This window comes from Cellvibrio sp. ARAG 10.3 (genome assembly GCF_051846955.1).
Taxonomy (GTDB): Bacteria; Pseudomonadota; Gammaproteobacteria; order Pseudomonadales; family Cellvibrionaceae; genus Cellvibrio.
On the sequence record NZ_JBPYCU010000020.1, the window covers coordinates 18820 to 37833 of the forward strand.

At 43.4% G+C, this 19014-nt stretch carries 13 protein-coding genes; 10 read left to right on the forward strand and 3 right to left on the reverse strand.

Annotated elements, in window-relative coordinates; translation table 11 throughout:
- Window positions 1-11: 11 nt before the first annotated feature.
- The 8 genes from galK to ACSV5M_RS18855 all read left to right on the forward strand — a co-directional run bounded on the left by galK (window position 12) and on the right by ACSV5M_RS18855 (window position 11691).
- Window positions 12-1169, forward strand: coding sequence for a galactokinase (galK, locus tag ACSV5M_RS18820; RefSeq protein ID WP_439178112.1), 1158 nt, complete (start codon window positions 12-14; stop codon window positions 1167-1169).
- Between the two features lie 60 nt (window positions 1170-1229).
- Entirely contained in the window at window positions 1230-2150 is a 921-nt protein-coding gene (locus ACSV5M_RS18825; protein ID WP_439178173.1) for a 2-dehydro-3-deoxygalactonokinase, read from the forward strand.
- A 60-nt stretch (window positions 2151-2210) separates the two neighbouring features.
- The gene (locus ACSV5M_RS18830; protein ID WP_439178114.1) at window positions 2211-3305 is read left to right on the forward strand and encodes a glycoside hydrolase family 117 protein; all 1095 of its coding nucleotides are present in this window, start codon (window positions 2211-2213) and stop codon (window positions 3303-3305) included.
- A gap of 236 nt (window positions 3306-3541) precedes the next feature.
- On the forward strand, window positions 3542-4372 hold the full coding sequence (locus ACSV5M_RS18835) for a hypothetical protein (RefSeq protein WP_439178115.1): 831 nt from the start codon (window positions 3542-3544) through the stop codon (window positions 4370-4372).
- Window positions 4373-4394: 22 nt separating this feature from the next.
- Window positions 4395-4727 (forward strand): hypothetical protein, encoded by a 333-nt coding sequence (locus tag ACSV5M_RS18840; protein WP_439178116.1) that lies wholly within the window; start codon window positions 4395-4397, stop codon window positions 4725-4727.
- A gap of 35 nt (window positions 4728-4762) precedes the next feature.
- Window positions 4763-5797, forward strand: a complete 1035-nt coding sequence (gene galE, locus ACSV5M_RS18845) for a UDP-glucose 4-epimerase GalE (RefSeq protein WP_439178117.1) — start codon at window positions 4763-4765, stop codon at window positions 5795-5797.
- Window positions 5798-6080: 283 nt separating this feature from the next.
- Window positions 6081-9926 carry a TonB-dependent receptor gene (locus ACSV5M_RS18850; RefSeq protein ID WP_439178119.1) on the forward strand — a complete coding sequence of 1282 codons (3846 nt, stop codon included), beginning with the start codon at window positions 6081-6083 and terminating at the stop codon, window positions 9924-9926.
- Between the two features lie 199 nt (window positions 9927-10125).
- The gene (locus ACSV5M_RS18855; protein ID WP_439178121.1) at window positions 10126-11691 is read left to right on the forward strand and encodes a tryptophan halogenase family protein; all 1566 of its coding nucleotides are present in this window, start codon (window positions 10126-10128) and stop codon (window positions 11689-11691) included.
- Window positions 11692-11732: 41 nt separating this feature from the next.
- Here the strand turns inward: ACSV5M_RS18855 and ACSV5M_RS18860 are convergent, their stop codons facing one another.
- Genes ACSV5M_RS18860 through ACSV5M_RS18870 form a run of 3 tightly spaced genes read right to left on the reverse strand, consistent with a single transcriptional unit; the run spans window position 11733 to window position 15228 of the window.
- Window positions 11733-13259, reverse strand: a complete 1527-nt coding sequence (locus ACSV5M_RS18860; RefSeq protein ID WP_439178122.1) for a tryptophan halogenase family protein — start codon at window positions 13257-13259, stop codon at window positions 11733-11735.
- 41 nt (window positions 13260-13300) lie between these two features.
- Window positions 13301-14107, reverse strand: coding sequence for an alpha/beta hydrolase (locus tag ACSV5M_RS18865; RefSeq protein ID WP_439178123.1), 807 nt, complete (start codon window positions 14105-14107; stop codon window positions 13301-13303).
- A gap of 5 nt (window positions 14108-14112) precedes the next feature.
- Window positions 14113-15228, reverse strand: a complete 1116-nt coding sequence (locus ACSV5M_RS18870; RefSeq protein ID WP_439178124.1) for a Zn-dependent alcohol dehydrogenase — start codon at window positions 15226-15228, stop codon at window positions 14113-14115.
- A gap of 173 nt (window positions 15229-15401) precedes the next feature.
- On the opposite strand from ACSV5M_RS18870, the gene ACSV5M_RS18875 reads away from it, so the two are divergent.
- Window positions 15402-16262 (forward strand): helix-turn-helix transcriptional regulator, encoded by an 861-nt coding sequence (locus ACSV5M_RS18875; RefSeq protein ID WP_439178126.1) that lies wholly within the window; start codon window positions 15402-15404, stop codon window positions 16260-16262.
- Window positions 16263-16551: 289 nt separating this feature from the next.
- Window positions 16552-18963 carry a beta-galactosidase gene (locus ACSV5M_RS18880; RefSeq protein ID WP_439178128.1) on the forward strand — a complete coding sequence of 804 codons (2412 nt, stop codon included), beginning with the start codon at window positions 16552-16554 and terminating at the stop codon, window positions 18961-18963.
- The last annotated feature ends 51 nt before the right edge of the window (window positions 18964-19014 follow it).

Consider the following 19014-nt stretch of genomic DNA (forward strand, 5'->3'; position numbering starts at 1 on the left):
AGGATTTTGTTATGAGCATGTTGGAAAGTGTTACTCGTGGTTTTACAGACCACTTCAATCGGTTGCCTGATGTTATTTCGAAAGCGCCAGGGCGCGTTAATTTGATTGGTGAGCACACTGACTACAATGATGGTTTTGTGCTACCGGCAGCGATTGATTTTTTCACGTTGGTTGCAGTCTCAGCACGTGATGACAATTTAATCGAAGTGGTTGCCCTTGATTACGCGGAACAAGATGATCGCTTCTGGGTTGATGAAAGCTATCGAGATCATCCCACGCAAATGTGGAGCAATTACGTCCGAGCAGTAGTACGCACACTGGTGGATCGGGGGCATCAACTCAAGGGATGCAATTTAGTGGTCTCAGGCAATGTTCCGCAGGGCGCCGGACTAAGCTCTTCGGCTTCTTTGGAGGTTGCGATAGCGCAGGCGGTATTAACGGTTGCAGATATTCAACTCCCTTTCACTGAATTAGCGTTGATTGGTCAGGCAGCAGAGAATAATTATGTAGGGTGTGCCTGCGGGATTATGGATCAATTGGTATCTGCTGGTGGTAAACAGGGTCACGCTTTATTGATTGATTGCCGCAGTCTGAAAACCACTCCAATCCTTATGCCGCCAGAGTTGTCAATTGTGATTATCAACTCCGGTGTAAAAAGAGGATTGGTCGATAGTGAATACAATTTACGTCGTGAACAGTGTGCAGAAGCGGCGAAATTTTTTAATCAAACTGCTTTGCGTGAGGTAACCAAAGAAGACTTTTTTGCGGCTGCGGATCAGTTATCTGATGTGGTACGTAAGCGTGCGCAGCATGTGATTGAAGAAAACGAGCGCACACTGAAAGCAGCTGAGGCGCTGGCTACAAATAATGTTGCATTTTTAAGTCAACTTATGGCTGAAAGCCACATATCAATGCGAGACCTATTTCAGATTACGACGCCTGAAATTGATCTTTTGGTTGCAGCGCTTGATAAAGAATTAGGTAATGAAGGTGGTGTGCGTATGACAGGTGGCGGGTTTGGTGGGTGTATTGTCGCTCTCATGCCAAAACAAAAGTTATCAATCGTTGCCCCCATTCTTGCTGATTACCAATTGAAAACCGGATTAATTGCAATTCCTTTTATTTGTACGCCTGAACAGGGTGCCAGTCTGGTGTCATTGGAAGGTTAATAGCATCCTCGCTCTTCTTGTACTGATAACGGCGGGTATGAGGATTATATCTTGGGTGAAATGATTGCCATTGATTGGGGCAGTACTAATTTTCGGCTACAGGTGGTTAATACCTTGGGCGATATTATATATAGTGTCATCCGGCCTATTGGTATTAATCATTCATCACGTACTGAGCTTGAAGTATGTTTGATCAATACAATTGAGCAGTTACCCAAGCAATTTTTGGGCATGCCAATTGTAATGAGCGGTGCAGTAGGCTCCAATGTAGGTTTATACGAAACGCCTTACATTGACTGCCCTGTTAACCCGTGTCGATTAGCAGAACATTTAGTTAATTTTCGAGTGGGTGAATTGAACACCTATATTGTTCCTGGCATTAAAACCCAGGCGCGCGCAGGATTGCCCGACGTTATGCGGGGAGAAGAAACTCAGATTCTGGGTTGGATGCAACAGGCGACCAAAACAGAATTTAAAGAGGCGTTATTGTGTTTACCCGGAACCCATTCGAAATGGGTGCTATTTAAGCGGGGGGAAATTGTGGATTTTTACACTGCATTTTCTGGTGAACTCTTTGAAGGTTTATGTACGCAGAGTTTGTTGGTTAGCGGTGCGCAAGTGCATGATGATGTAGCTTTTCACCAAGGCATCAAAGCCAATCTGATGAATACTTTTTTATTGAACTTGATTTTCAGTACGCGTTCCAGAGTGTTGGCTGGTCTGCATGGCAAAAATGTGAGTGCCGCATATTTATCGGGTGTGCTAATTGGTGCTGAGGTAAAAGCGGCAATAAATCTTTATGGTAAAGGAAAAAAAATACATCTGATCGGTGCTGATCACTTAGTGGATAGCTACGCTACAGCGATTCAGATTTATAATGGAAAATCGATTAAGCATCAAGGAGCATTGATGGCAGCCCGGGGAGCAAGCCTATTGGCGAATCTATTTTCAGTGAATCATTCTCTAGAGCGTCGCGCATAATAGATACCCGGAAATTATAAGAATGATTAAAGTCATAATTTTTACAAAAGTGAGTTAGATATGGGTGATGCTTCAGAAAAGAAATTAAGTAAAGCCAGTCTCCGTGCGATTGAGCGTGGTTATGACCAAAAAAATGCAGATTGGGTATTTGAATTTGATGTTAAACCTTTGGGGGGGGATTTTGCCTACCAAGAAGGCATGATTCGCCGCGATCCTTCGGCGGTTATCAGTGTTGATGGTTTCTTTCATGTTTGGTATACCAAGGGTGAAGGCGAAACGGTTGGTTTCGGCACCAGCAACCCAGATGATAAAGTATTTCCTTGGGATAAAACCGAGGTTTGGCATGCCACGTCAAGCGACGGTTGGGATTGGAAAGAGCAGGGGCCTGCAGTTGTTCCGGGTGCGCCAGGCTCTTATGACGATCGCGCGGTGTTTACGCCTGAAGTATTGGCTCACGAAGGTCGCTATTATTTGGTATACCAAACCGTTAAGGCACCGTATTTAAATCGCACTAAAGAATGTATTGCTATGGCGAGTTCTGATTCGCCTTATGGGCCTTGGCTGAAAAGCCCGGCTCCAATTTTAGTTCCAGCGGATAATGGTGTTTGGGACGGTGATGAAGACAACCGTTTTCACTGTAAAATTCGCGGTGATTTTGATAGCCACAAAGTACATGACCCCTGTTTGATGTTTTACCAGAATAAGTTTTATCTGTATTACAAAGGCGAAATTATGGGTGAACGTATGAATTTTGGTGGGCGTGAAATAAAGCACGGAGTTGCTATCGCCGACAAAATCGAAGGCCCCTATATTAAATCCGAGTTCAATCCGATCAGCAATAGTGGTCATGAAGTTGTTGTATGGCATGTGAAAGGCGGTATCGCCAGTTTATTGACTACCGATGGGCCAGAAAAAAATACCTGCCAATGGTCACCTGATGGAATTAATTTTGAAATCATGTCGCATATCAAAGGTGCTCCGGAGGCATTAGGTTTATATCGCGACCCAGCAGCCGATACTGAAGACCCGATCGCTGGCTTGGCTTGGGGGCTGTGCCACAAGTACGATTCCTCATGGAATTGGAATTATATTTGCCGCTTCAAAACTCGCCGTCAAGTATTAGATCCGGGCACATTCCAGAATGTCGCTTCATAGTTACATCCTCAAATGAAATTTCCCTTTGCGCTGCGATAACAAATTTCGTAGCGCTTTTTTTATATATCTTCTATTTCAGCGTTGTCTTCTCTTAATTTTATTTCCGGCTAAGTATGCATTAACAGCTCCTATTCTGACATTGCAACCTATGGATATTAGAGCTAACATGTAAATTGTTGACAAAATTGAGGTGGTTTATTTTGCGTATAATAATATTAATTGCTGCGATGTTTGCTATGAACGTATTTGCCGGAACCCCGACAGTTATCACTTTCGGCTCGGGAGAGATAGTTCCTAAAGAGGAAATTTATGAATACCATCTGTTGCGCCTTGCGCTCGATGCCACAAAGGCTGAATACGGTGAGTATGAAATTAAGGATTTGCCTCGGGGGGACGTCCCTACTTACTCGCGCCTACGTGTTTATGCGGAAGATAATCAATTTGAAAATTTTGTATATAAAGATTCTGCATCCAATGAAATCATTGAAAAATTACGCGGTGTCGAGTTTCCAGTGGATTTGGGTGTGACTGGTTATCGCATTGGGTTTGTTTCTCCTGACTCCAAACGAAAAATAGCTGCAATTGAAAGCCTAGAAGAGTTACTACGCCTTAAAATCATACAAGGCCGCGGATGGTTAGATGGTGAGATTTTAAGAAAAATCGGATTTAAAGTGGTTGAGGGCGGAAATGTCAAAGGCTTATTTTATATGGCGGCGAATGATCGCGGCGACATTTTCTTGATAGGTGCCAATGAGTTGGAAAGAGAATGGAGAAAAAACCAGGACGTTGAGTATTTAAATTACGATGAAAATATATGTATTTATTATCCCTTGCCAAAATTCTTTTTTGTAAATAAGGATAATAAGAAATTGGCTGAACGAATTGAAAAAGGTTTGCTCATTGCGTATCAATCTGGCTCTGTTAGGAAATTGTGGGATGAATATTATGGCGAAGCCGTCAGGTTCGCTAAACTGAGTAAGAGGAAAATTTTCAGGTTCGATAACCCATTAATAGATTCGTTAGGAAAAGATTATGAACGATTCATAATAAATCCTGAATTGCTATGATGATTCGACTTTGGAGTTGTTCATGCAGTGGCAATTATTATATGTAGCAAATCCTGCTGAATCAGCTGATCGATATCAGCGTTTATTTTCTGCTCGTGTGAGAGCGTTAAAAGATAGCTCCGGTGAAAGCAGCTTTTTTATAACCATGGGTGATGTCGCGATAAAATTGGCTGGCGCTCAGGGTGTTAGTGGTGGAAAAAAGCATATTAGATTATGCATCAAAGAAAGAATGATACTTTCTATTATCGATAGATTAATCGAAGAGAAAGAGATATTTCAGGTGGAGTCCATTAGCGGAAATTTATTCTATAAGGATATTGATGGTAATGTTCTTGAAATACTTTGTATTGAATGATGCTTTTCGAAAGTTCTTTCTACATAGGATCCGTGATGAAATCGTACGTTGGGAATGTTTTGGTGACTGGTGGGGTGGGGTACATAGGTAGCCATGTTTGCATAGAATTGATTAATAGTGGCTATTTTCCCATTGTGGTAGATAATTTATCAAATGGTAAGATGGAATCGCTTACCAGAATTGAAAAGCTTACGGGCGTTAAGCCAGATTTTTTTCAAATAGATATCAATGACAAGTCAGCTTTGCATCGAATTTTCGAGAATTATGCAATAAGCTGTGTTATGCATTTTGCAGGTTTGAAAGCTGTAGGTGAATCCGTCCAAATTCCCATCAAATATTACCGCAATAATGTAGCAGGCAGCTTATCTTTGCTGGAGGTCATGGAGGAATGTTCGGTATTTGATTTTGTTTTTAGTTCTTCGGCGACGGTATATGGTGATCCCATTTCGTTGCCAATCAAGGAGTCCTTTTCTTTGTCTGCCACTAATCCGTATGGCCGTAGTAAGCTTATGGTTGAGGATATAATGCGTGATATGGCTAAAGCATCGGGCAACCAGTGGAACTTTTCAATTTTGCGTTATTTTAATCCTGCCGGTGCTCATGAATCGGGGTTAATAGGAGAGGACCCTAAAGGCATACCTAATAATTTGATTCCTTATATCGCTCAAGTGGCTGTAGGTAAACGCGAAGCGCTCACAATATATGGTAACGATTATGCGACATCTGATGGCACTGGTGTGCGTGATTACATACATGTGGTGGATTTGGCGCGTGGACATGTAGCTGCTCTCAAAGGATTGGTCCAGCAAAAGCGAGGCTGCGCGGTATATAACCTGGGAACTGGCACAGGCTATTCTGTGTTAGAGATGCTAAGGGCATTTGAGCGGGCTTGTGGTAAATCAATACCCTACACGATTGGTGGGCGGCGCCCTGGCGACATTTCCAGTTGTTATGCGGATGTTTCCTTGGCGAGAGAGCAGTTGGGGTGGACGGCCGAGTATAATATTGAACGTATGATGATAGATACTTGGCGCTGGCAATTACGTAATCCTAATGGTTTTGCCGAATAGATTTTTATATGCTTGCTGTTATGTTTTGGGGCGCCTTTGGGTGCCCTTTTTTTTATCTGTAGATTGGCTGTTTCTCAATCATGGTGGTAGCGCGGAGCAGTTGTGTTACTTTTTTTCACACCGCCAACCTCTCTTTTAAAATTGCTAACAATCTACAATATATTATTGACAATTAAAGATGTCCGAGTAGTATTGTAAATGGCGTTAAAACTTAGGTTTTGTGTTCGTCATTAGGACGTGGACGACATAAATAAAAATAAATACTTTACATGGGGGCTTCACGATGTCAAACATCACTCACCGCCTTAGACTTACGGCGTTATCAGCGGCAATATGTGCAGTAAATAGTGGTGCTGTCTACGCGCAGCAAGAAGCGGATGCTGAGCAGCAAGATCAGGTTATAGAAGAAGTTCTGGTTACGGGTATCCGTAGCTCAATAAAGCGGTCTGTCGACGATAAACGTGAGGCAGGCAAAATTGTTGATACGATTAACGCTGAAGATATCGGTAAATCGACTGACCAGAATATTGCTGAAGCATTGAACCGTGTTTCAGGGGTGAGTATGAATACCTCTGATGGTGAGGGAACAACTGTCTCTATCCGTGGTGCAAACGCAGATCAGACCGTTGTTACGATGAATGGCACAACCCTGGGTTCTACAGGATTCTCGCAAGGAGTAGATCTATCCGCTTATTCTGCAGACATTCTTTCAAAAATTGAAGTAATCAAGACTCCATCAGCTGACGATGAAGAGGGGTCTTTAGGCGGACTTGTAAATCTAACGACTCGAAAACCATTGGATATTAACGAGAATGTTCGTACGGTTTCATTGCAGGGCGGGCTTGATGATCAATCTGATGAATTTGACCACAAATTTGTGGGTACGTTTTCTCATAAATTTGCAGATGACACGATAGGCGTGCTTGTGACTGTTAACGATGAGCAGAATAAGCTGAGTCGTGAGCAGTACCACGCACAGGATTTTAATGCATTTGGCTCGAACGTCTATACTGATTCAAGTACTGGTACTATTTATGCAAACACAAATGCGATTGCAGCAGATGCCGCTTCTGCCGCAGCTGCAGGTCGTGCGCCGACCTTTGCTGATGCTCAACCTGTAGATCCTTATACCAACCCGTTGTTTTGGACTCATGGTGGGGCGCCTCACAATCAATCAATTGTTCAAGGGCTTGCTCCTGGGCAGGTGGGATACCAGCTTCACGAGAATACACGTAAACGTCAAGGCGTTGACCTTTCCGTTCAGTGGCAAATGAGCGACACCACTGACATCACCTTATCAGTAAACCACAGTACAACAGATGTTGAGAATCGCTCCGATGGCGTGTTTGTGCAGACATCTCGCATGAGTAACTTCATTGATGGTGCCGCGCAACAAGGTCTGGGGCTTGGCGGTCCCTTTTTAAATCGTACCACTTTCTATGATTCAAATCCGGTTGAACTCGGGGGAACAGCTGGTGGAGATCCTACCGATAACGATCAGCTGCAATGGACTGATCCGCAACAAAATTGGCATGTTCTTGATCCAAACACACGTACTTGGACAACGATGCTAAATCGTGGAAGCATCGGCTCCATTGAAGCATCGGTTAACAATTACGAAACTAAGAATTCGCTTTATGCTCTTGAGCTCAATCACGATTTTTCAGATCGGTTGCGCATGGTTGCGGGTATATCTGCTAATGAGTCTGAGCAGACCCCCGAAAACAATATCTATCTAACAGCAAACACGAGCCGAGTGGTGGGGCCGTGGAATTTGCATCACGTGCCCGCAGATATTCTTAACCCTGCGGGATATGACTGCTCCAGCGGTGAGTGCCGCTTGAATGGGGGCTATACGGAGCCGGCTTCCTTGGGAGCTATAGTAGACCTTGATCCAAGCCTGAATGATCTTTGGGATAATATCGGTACATCCGGTTTTGACCCAGATGTTCTTGAAAATCATACGCTGAGTTGGATTCAGTCAACAGTGACTGAAGTTAGTGATAAGCAAGAAACAGCCTACGTTGACTTTGACTTTGATATCGATACGTTTGGTCTTACAACAGTGGAGTTCGGAGCAAAATACACACATCGGGAGAAATTTGTTGATAACCAATCGGGCACCCCGCGCCCGAGTGACGAGCGTGTGCCGAGCATTAGTCCTTTCACAGGTGAGACGTTACTAATAGATGCAAGCGCTATCAACCTCATCCAGGTAACGAATTTTGCAGATGGAAGGGTTTCCGCTGACGGATTTATGAGTGGCTTGGGTTATCCTGAAGACAACATTACTGATGGTTGGCTTCGATTTGATCCGGTGGCTGCTTTGAATGCGGTGACTCAAGGAGATAGATCATTCACTATTGATAATACCCAGACGCGCGGCGCTGAGTTTGATAATGTGGCTATATATCTAAAAACAAATTTCTCTTTCATTGATGATCGCTTAAAAGGTGATATCGGTTTGCGTCACGTTCGTACAGAAGTAGAAACTTTTGGGTATGCAGGTACTGTTTTCGGCACGACAAACGCCAATGGTGGAAGGGTTATCGACCCCATTCGCTTGCACAGAATGCGTGAGATCGGAGTTGACGGTATTCAATGTCCGGCCCTGGCTGAAACACCGAGTCCTTTGGATTATGGCACGGACTCGATTTTCTGGCAGCCACAAAACGGCAGTACTGATACTACTTTGGGAACAAATTACGATCTTGTAAATTTCACTGAGCGCAATCGTTGGGCGCGTGTGGATGGGACTGGCTTCAATACCAATGGCACTCCGTTTTTCTATGGGGATGATACACCGATTGCTGCGACCAATAATGGACTATGCTACGACCCCATACTCGAGCAAGGCGTTATACCCGCTTCGTTCTTTGAGCGTAATCTCATTCGTTATGCCGACATTTCTACTGATTTGACCTACCCATTTGATGAAAATGGCATGCGACAAACTACTGAGAGTGGCAACTTGGTTTCGTATGATCGTAGTCGTAATTCAGTGGCTACTACCGATACTCATACTTATGATATTACGCTTCCCAGTCTGAATGTCAGCTTTGCGGCAACGGATACATTGATCGCTCGTTTTGCTGCGTCTAAAACAATGGCTCGCCCGCCCATTGATGATTTGCGTGCCGGAGTTCGCACGATTGAGGGAAATATTTTTGGCTCAGGTGTTGGTTTGCGTCCGGATTCAACGGTTCAACTATACTCTGCGAAAATTGATCCGCTTCAGTCCACTAACTTGGATCTTTCGCTCGAGTGGTACTTTGATGATTCCGGGCTGCTTTCAGCAAACGTTTTCACAAAAGATATCAAAAATCTCATAGAGGTTGAAGATTTCACTTCGTATATTGGGGATTTGCGCAAAACGGCGGCCAATCCTGAGGGCACCACATACGATAGCGCTAACGCAATATACTCTGTTGAGGGTGTGGGAGAAATACCGTTGCTGTTGTCAGGTGCTGACTTGGATGCTTGTATGCCACGTCGTATGCAAGGTGAAGATGCATTGTCCGGCACACCTGAATTGGTCTACGGATCTAACCCTGATTATCTCTGCAATCTCTATACGGTTACTCAAAACATCAATGCGGCAAAGGCAACAGTTAAAGGCATCGAATTGAACTATGTTCAAAACTATGACTTCCTGCCCGGATTTTGGTCTGGCCTTGGTACATCCATGAACTTTACCTACCAAAAAGGCGAGTATGAAGAATCGGGCGAGGTGATCCCAGGTGCACCGCGAGAGTCCTATAATGCGACTATTTATTGGTCTCAAGGTGGTCATCAGATGCGTCTTGCTTGGTCGGGCTCAAGTGATGTGCTGGAACAAGCAGCATTTGCCGGTGGTTCGCGCTGGAGAGAAGGTCGGGAAAGTTTAGATTTCTCTGCTGACTATGCGCTGACGGAATCTGTTAGCTTGCAATTTAATGTGGCTAACATAACGGATTCACCGGTGCGCACTTATTTCACTAGTCGGACTCTCGTACTCCCCGACGCCGATGGTAATCCCATCACCTTTGATGAAGGTTCGGCGATTAATGGCGATGCGACTACCAGTCGTACCCTTGATGAATATACTGTTGGCAGGACTTTCCGTGTAGGTATTCGTGCGGAATTCTAACTAGTGGATAAATGTAGAAAGCGATAGTTTTTTAATGTGTTAAAATTAAGCGCGTTGGGAGTTAATCTCAAGGCGCTTTTTTTGTTTGCAGGTGCAGCCTCTTTGTAGTGCGATACTATGCTTCTTCAAACGCGTGCGTTAAATCATAGAATAAATAATCTATAGGCATACTGTTTTGATATCTAAACGATTTGTAATAGTGGGTGGCGGAACGGCTGGCTGGATGACTGCGATGCTATTCCAACGAGCTTTTCAGGATTGTTCAATTACGCTTGTTGAGTCCGATAAAACCGGGATTATTGGTGTGGGTGAGGGCTCTACACCTGCATTAAAAGCGTTTATGGATGCTATCGGGATTAATGAAAGGGAATGGATACCAGCTTGCCAAGCAACATTTAAATCGGGAATTTCTTTTAAAAATTGGTCGACAAAGAATGGATTTCGGGAATATTTCCATCCTTTTTTTTCCCATTTCGATAGAGATCATATCAAAGCACTTATATACAATTCTGGATTGAGGCGTGCAGGTAAACATGTGCATGCGCATCCTAATATATTTAGCTATTCTTATTACTTGGCGTCCGATTCACTTTGTCCAATTACCCCATACTCTTTCCCATTTGAAGTTCAGTATGGCTACCATTTTGATGCGGGGATGCTGGGAAATTTTTTAAAAGAAAAATCCATTAAGCGTGGCGTGGTTTGGAAAAGTGCACATGTGGAAAACGTGGTATTAAATATGGACGGCGATATTTCACATCTTTTGTTCGAAGATGGAGCAATACTCGATGGTGATTTTTTTATAGATTGCAGTGGGTTCGCGTCGCTAATTACTGGCAAAGCGCTCAACACGCCCTTTATTTCTTATAATGACACTTTATTTAATGATCGAGCTATCACATTGGTAACCCCAGTTGAAGAGGTTATCTCAACGAAAACTTTATCTACTGCATTAAACAATGGCTGGGCCTGGCGGATTCCTCTGCAAAATCGCGTGGGAAATGGTTACGTGTACAGCTCAGCTTTTTGTAGTGATTCAGAGGCAGAGGCTGAGTTGCGCACCCATTTGAAGATGGAGGATGAAGAAGGTGAGGTCCGGCATCTAAAAATGCGGGTTGGTCGAGTTAAGGCAATGTGGAATAGAAACTCTCTGGCAGTTGGTCTTTCGCAAGGTTTTTTAGAACCCTTAGAAGCGACCGCATTGGCGCTTGTTCAATTAACAATTGTTCGTTTCGTTAAATTATATAAAGCGGGTGGTTACACTAATCAATATGCAGAGCACTTCAATAAAGAAATAGGTGAGGCATTTGATAATGTGAAAGAGTATATTCACGCGCATTATCTGACCTCTGATCGTGAAGATACTCCGTACTGGAAGGCCTGTCGTCGTAGTGAAATTTCGCCTCGGCTTAAGCTTTTGATGGAAGCTTGGTTGAATGGGGAGAATATCAGTGTGGTGTTACAGAATACCGGTCTTAATCGCCATTACAAAGTAAATTCCTGGCTATATTTGTTAAGCGGCATGGGGATATTTCCACCAGATGATCAACTTAGAAAAGCTAGCTCACATGAATTGACTAAAGTGCCACTGGATACAATTGTAGATTTTTTTGAGCGTTGCGCATTAAATCATATGTCGCAAAAGGAAGCTTTGGAGATTATGCGGGCCGGCGCTAGCCCATTTGATGTAGAAAGTCGGAACAAGGCAGGTATGGAACATTCTCTGGCGCGGTTACTGGGTCTTAATTTTGCTGTTTCGTCCTGAGATAATTCTAGATGTTTAGATGTTTTTGGCGGGGTAAAGTGCTAACGATACGTTGTTGATCGTAGGGTATCCAATATTGTCTGGTGTGAATCAGGGATTTTACTTACCTCACTTCTTATAGCGTATGATACGTTCTGTAAAAATTGAATATAGACAGATGCTTTTTCTGCAGGCATAGAAAACTTTGTATAATCGCGAAAAAAATTTTGGCCGATCAATACTTCCAGCCAGCTATCAGTCCCAAAGATAGTGCTGTTGGGTGGAGATATCCAGCCGGTTTCAGAAAACTCCTCAATCAACATGTTTAACGATGCGGGACGCACTCCCAGTTTCCGTTCTTTCCAAAAGAAATCATTATCGCGTTGGTTGCAAATGTAATGTAACATTAAAAAATCACGTATTCCGTCAGTTTCGGCACACCAAGACTGATTAAATTTCTCTCTGCCGATATCATTTAGTTCCTTGTTGTCGATGCTATCTCGCAACTTTCTCGCATAGGCGATAATTAGATGGATACTAGTGGATTCCAGTGGTTCCAGAAAGCCAGCGGATAAACCTATAGCCACACTATTGAACATCCAAGGCGATGACAGTCTCCCGGTCGTAAATTCTATTTTGCGCGGTGTAGTTAAAAGCTCGCCTTCAACATCATCTAATAAATGTTGCTTAGCTGTATCGTAGTCCATATTTTTGGAGCAATACACAATTCCGTTACCGGTGCGGTTCTGAAGTTGAATTTCCCAACGCCATCCTGCTGCGTGTGCTATAGAGCGGGTATACAAGCGAGGTGTGCTATTCAACTTGGTTTGCACTGCAATAGCGGTGTCACAAGGCAGGTAGGCTTGCCAATTCTCAAAATCTGCATTTAATGCTTGTTTATTCAGAGCGCCATCTATGCCTGAGCAATCTACATAAAAATCAGCGCAGAGTCTTTCTCCGTCTTCGGCAATGAGCGCTGTTATTCCACTCACATCCGTCTCAATATTCACTATGTGCTTTGAAACGTGTGATGCACCATTGTGTAAGGCTTTTTCTCGAAGCAAGCGAGCCAGCAGTGATGCATCAAAATGGAGGGCATAAAGTAGGCTGCTTAAGGGATAGAAAAGACCGCTTGTTTTTTCTGGTGCCGCTGCACCTCGTGAAAATTTATTTGAATAGGCCGCGACTGCAGAAGGAATAAAAGGTGTGAGTTCGGGCTTCTTAAAGTATCTAGCGGTACTTAACCAAATCTTAAAAAATTCGGTTTGTCCGAAGTTGTGTCCCATATTGCCAAAACTATGCATATAGGATTCGCCTGGTTTGGACCAATTTTCGAATTGAATGCCGTATTTAAAGGTTGCCTGGCAATGTTTAATCAGATCTTGGTCGCTTAACTCAAGATAATTTAAGAGGTCGTAAATGGTCGGAATACTTGCTTCACCTACGCCTATCGATGGGATATCTATTGTATCAACTACTTCAATCTTGTAACCATGGGTCTGCCAATTTTTTGATAAAACAGCACCTGTCACCCAGCCGGCGGTTCCTCCGCCGAGAACAATGATCTTTTTAGGTTCGCCGATTGACATGGATGGTGTCCTGTATGGTTTTGTCTCGCTACCATAGAACGCTATTCAAACGTTCTTTCGATCGTATCAAAAAAAGCGAAGGTCTTGGTGATGTGTTGATGCCAATAATCCCAAGAGTGGGCGCCAGGCAATGGTTCTAAATGGGCATTAATGCCGAGTTGTTTCAAGTGTTCATCGAAGGCAAGGTTGCCTGGATAAAGGATATCTTCAGTTCCACAATCAAAGCGAATCGGAGGAAGCTGCGTTTTGTTGACTTTCAACCAATACAATATATCGCCTTCATGCGGAGAATGAGTTCTATAAATCGATAAATCTTCTCCGACAAAGTGCGACATTTCCTGAATGTTTGTTATTGCTGAATGTGCCGATATACCTTTGAATCTATTGGAATATTTAGCCCCTAAACGCAAAGCACCATAGCCACCCATCGATAAACCAGCGATATAAATATTGGATGTAGACGAAGCGGATGGATTAGAAGCTAGAACCGCATTGATAACGTCCTCTACAATCCACCTTTCATAGTCTTCACCATTGGTTAATGGTAGATAAGCCGAGCCGGCATAAAAGCCACCATCGGAGGGCATAACCAGAATCATTTCAGTTAAGCCGCTTTGATTATACTGCTGAAGGTAGGCTTCGTGGACACCGCCCAAGCCTGACCAAACCCAATGATTGCCATAAACACCATGCAACAAAATTACAATTGGCAAATCTCTACCTTGTGAATGTGCATTAAATACACTGATGTCGCAACGTCTTTTAATATGAGAACTCTGCACTGAGAGATGCTGAAAGTGGAAAGGAGTATATAAGGGGTTGGATTTCTCAATTCTAATGATAGCCATTAATGCTATACCTCGTCGTCAAAGATTATGACGCCTTTGGCGATTCGGCCATTGATCAAATCATCAAATCCTTGAGCGACATTCTCTAAAGAATAGGTCCTGGTTACCAGTTCATCCAATTTCAACTTTTTAGACGAATAAAGATCCATAATCCGCGGGAAATCACGATCGGGATTGCACATCCCGTAAAGGGGATTGATATAAATCTTGTCCCACTCAAAAAGCTCACAATCGAAGTCAATATGTTGTTCTATGCCGCTTACCTGAACGGCTATACCGGCGCTGCGAATTAACTTAAGTGGCGCCGACCCAAGCGCGGGAACAGCTGTACATTCAAAAGCATAATCAGCTCCACGGCCATTGTTTATTTCTTTCACCGCGACTGCTACAGTATCAAAATGTATGTCATCTCGTGCAGCGACCACTCCATGTGTGGCGCCAAACGTTTTGGCTTGCTCGATACGTTCGTTGCTAATGTCAATGGCTATAATTTTCGCTGCTCCCGATAATCTAGCCGCTTGAATTACATTCAGTCCGACACCGCCGCAGCCGATAACAGCAACTGAGGAGCCCGCTTTAACCCGAGCGGCATTAACAACCGAGCCCCAGCCTGTCATAACACCACAACCGATGATGGAGGCAGTGGTGTAGGGTATATCGCAATTGATTTTCACAACAGCGGATTCCTTAACTATCGTGTGCTCAGACATGGTTCCCAAATGAAAAGATCTTTCAATGGGGGATCCATGATGGCAGCTTGCCTCTGGGTGAGCGTGGCCGCATAAGCCAGAACCGCATACAGGGGAATTGATTTCACAAATATGCGCATTGCCTTCGCGACACTGGAAACAGCGTCCGCAGGGAATCGCCCAGTTTAGAATCACCTTATCGCCAGCCTGTACTTTAGTTACACCCTCACCCACTGAGACAACAATCCCCGCTCCTTCATGGCCCACGATAAAGTGTTTGTTCCAATTGTTAATGGAATCTAAATCCGTGTGGCAAATTCCGGAGGCCTTTAATTTAACGTGGACTTCACCTTTGGCTGGTTCGCCCACCTCAATAGTTGTTAAGCGGAAGTCTCCCTTGCCATTAGAAATAATCGCTTTAGAATTGATCATTAGTAGCTTTTCTCCTGGTGTATTTGATTGCTGGGTTGATGACACTTGCATTTACAGGCAAGGCGTCTGCCAAAAAGTGATATAGACTATTTAAACTACCTCAGTTGAAAATCCATCTACGGATAACATGACAGAATCTTTGTACTAAGTATGTTAAATATCGGAAAATGAGCATGAACAAAAATAACGTATATTGTGAACCGTTTTGCATACAAAAAGGTTATGAGTTTGAGGTTCACCATGTGGTTTACTCTAAAGACTCCCCTTATTCCTGTTTTATGCATTTTCACGAGGTTCATGAACTCATTGTTTTCGATACGATTGATGGGGCTTTTTTTTATAGTCAGGGAAAATCCATATTGCAAGATCAAGACCTTGTTTTTACTCCGGCCTTGGAGACTCACGATTTTGAGTTATCTAATCGTGCCAAATCCTGGTACATCATCCAGTTTTTACCATCGGTTTTACTTGATCCCGGCCTCGTGCAGGCTGATGCCTTTTTTAAAGGGGGGATGCACCTTCGCTTGCAGCGTGAAGACGCCGAAGCCATTCAAACAATGACACGATGGCTATTGGATAGCTATCAATTGTCCCCTTCTAGTGATCGTAGTAATGCGTTACTGCGTTTATTGCTATGTTGGGTGGCGGAGCGGGCAGAGCCAGTCAAGCCACCGCATTATGAGGTTATTGTAAAATCCGCAAGCTACGCTAAGCTCACGCCTGTTGTTAATCTTTTTAGGCATAATCAATGCGTTAATCTTTCTTTAGAACAGGCTGCTGCTTTATGTTGCCTATCACCTGCTTACTTCTCACGATTGTTCAAGAGCGTGTTCCGCTGTAATTATTCTGATTACAATGTTAAGCACCGCTTATATAGTGCGGCGCGTCTATTGAGTCAGAGTAATTTTTCGGTTACCGATATAAGTTACGAGCTTAGCTTTTCCAGCCCATCGCATTTCATTGCCCAGTTTAAAAAGCAATTTGGAGTTACCCCTAAAAAGTATAAAACCACTCTTGTGCAAGCTAGAGTCTAATATGGTTATTCATCCCGTATATTTCCGTTAGTAGCTCTCCTATTGTTTTACTATAACAAGTTAATTTTTTAAAAATATCACTCCTGGACTTAATAATGTCATTTATTTGACATGAGCTGCCCTTTGCTACTGTCTGTAACCATACGGTTTGATAATGTTTGTCCTTGGTGTATATTGTCTAATGTTAACAAAGTGGCGCAATGGGTTTGCATTGCGCGAATAGCATTTGATGTAGATGTGTCATTAACTATAACTATTTATTATATAAGCGAGAAAATAGGTGGCTTTCATGGGTTTGAGCATCAGGGTACATAAGTCTTTTTCATTATTCTTTCCGCGGGTGGGGCTTTGTGTTGCTTTGCTATTGCTGGTGGCATGCGAGGATAAGGCAACGGAGGCTCAAGCGAAAAATCAATTGGAACATCAGGTATCCACATCCTCAAGTGATGTAGAAGGCAAATTATTATTCGATTTTGAAAGTGCTGAGTTACCGGCTGAGATCAGCTTTTATAATTCTACCGGTGCTTTGGTTAAAACAACTGCAGTCAATGGGCAAGTATCCTCAGCCCTTAAAGTAAATTTTAATTCATCCGCGCACGAGTACACCAGTATATTAATCAATCCAAAGGAATTCGTTTGGGATTGGAGTGAGCTGGGCGAGATTAGCTTGGCTTTCGACATTCGAAATCAGGGTGAGCATTCGGTGCAGCTTTTTTTAGATGCCGCCGATACTGCAGGTAACAGTTTCACACGCAGCGTCAATGTTCCAGCTGGTACGAGCCGGGTATATTACGCCAAGCTAAGTGGCCATGATATGGTCAGCGCTAATCCCGACTCAAAGGTGGAGTTAAATGCCGCATCAGGCTTGCGCGGTAATCCACCAACATGGGAGGGCGACGATGTTCAGTTTATATGGATGTGGGGCGTAATGAACCTGGATGTATCATCCATCAAACAAATTGCATTGAGCGTGCAGTATGCGCTACATGACAAAGAGGTGATATTAGATAACATTCGCGTTATAAAAAATCCCCCTATGAACACGGCCTTTCTAACAAAGATAGTCGACAAATATGGTCAGTCAGCGAAAATTGATTTCCCGGGTAAAATTCATTCAGATGCACAATTAGCAGAGGTAACTGCGAATGAGTTAAAGGATTTAAAAGATGGTGAATCCTTGGCTGATCGCTCGACTTTTGGTGGGTGGAAAAAAGGACCCAAACAAGAGGCTAGGGGGTTTTTCTATCCCAAGAAAGTCGATGGAAAGTGGTGGTTGGTTGATCCGGAGGGTTATCTCTACTTTGCCACTGGATTGGACATTATACGCTTGGCCAACGCCTATACTATGACTGGGTACGATTACGATCCATCCACCATTGAACAGCGTAGTGCCGATGACCTAACGCCGGAAGACTCGAAAGGAAAGATTCTCATCTCTGAAGCTGCACAAAAAACCCGTCATCTGGTTTCTAAAACTCGTGCTGATATGTTTGAGTGGTTGCCTGAGCATAGTGATCCATTAGGTAATCACTATGATTATAACCGCGACGCTCACTCAGGCCCGCTGAAAAAAGGCGAAGCATTCAGTTTCTACAGCGCCAATTTAGAACGTAAATACGGCGAAACTGAACCTGAATCTTACCTCCGACAGTGGGAAAAGGTGACTGTTGATCGCATGTTAAATTGGGGATTTACCTCTTTGGGTAACTGGACAGATCCAAAATTTTATAACAATCAACGCATTCCTTATTTTGCCAATGGTTGGATTATTGGAAACTTTAAAAAGGTTTCCAGCGGTAATGATTTCTGGGGCGGCTTACCAGATCCATTCGACCCTCTATTCAAAGAGCGGGCTCTGGTAACCGCTAAGGCAATTTCTGAGGACGTCAATAACAGTCCCTGGTGTGTCGGTGTATTTATAGATAATGAAAAAAGCTGGGGGCGTTCAGAATCCAAAGAGTCTGAATATGGCATTGTGTTAAATACGCTGACGCGCGATGGGGCTGAATCGCCCACCAAAAATCGATTCACACAATTGATGAAAGAAAAGTATTCGACTATCGACGCCTTGAATAGCGCTTGGGGGCTCTCTTTAGCCTCTTGGGATGAATTCCAAAAAGGGATTAAAACAGGCATTAACAATGATGTTCAGTTGGCCGACTTTAGCCTGCTGTTTACCCATTACGCGGAAGAATATTTCAGAATTGTAGAGGGTGCTCTGAGCCAGTATTTACCTAATCATATGTATTTGGGGGTACGCTTTGCGGATTGGGGTATGCCTAAAGATGTTGTTAAGGCTTCTGCAAAATATGCTGATGTGGTGAGTTATAACTTCTATAAGGAAGGGTTGACCGGAAGTAAGTGGAAATTTTTAGAAGAATTGGATAAACCCAGTATTATTGGTGAGTTCCATGTAGGCACAACCGAATCAGGTTTATTTCACCCTGGTTTGGTGCATGCGGGCAATCAACAAGATCGGGCGAAAATGTATAAAGAATATATGCAAACAGTTGTTGATAATCCTTATTTTATTGGCGCTCACTGGTTTCAGTATATGGACTCTCCAGTTACTGGTCGATCCTATGATGGTGAAAATTACAACGTAGGCTTTGTTACTGTGACTGATACCCCCTATGAGCCCATGGTGAAGGCAGCCAAAGAGCTTCATAGCGAAATGTATGAGCGGCGAGCAAACAAATAGCATTGCTAGGTAACGTCATTAAGCAAAGGAGCTAGTCAGTAATGGCTGGCT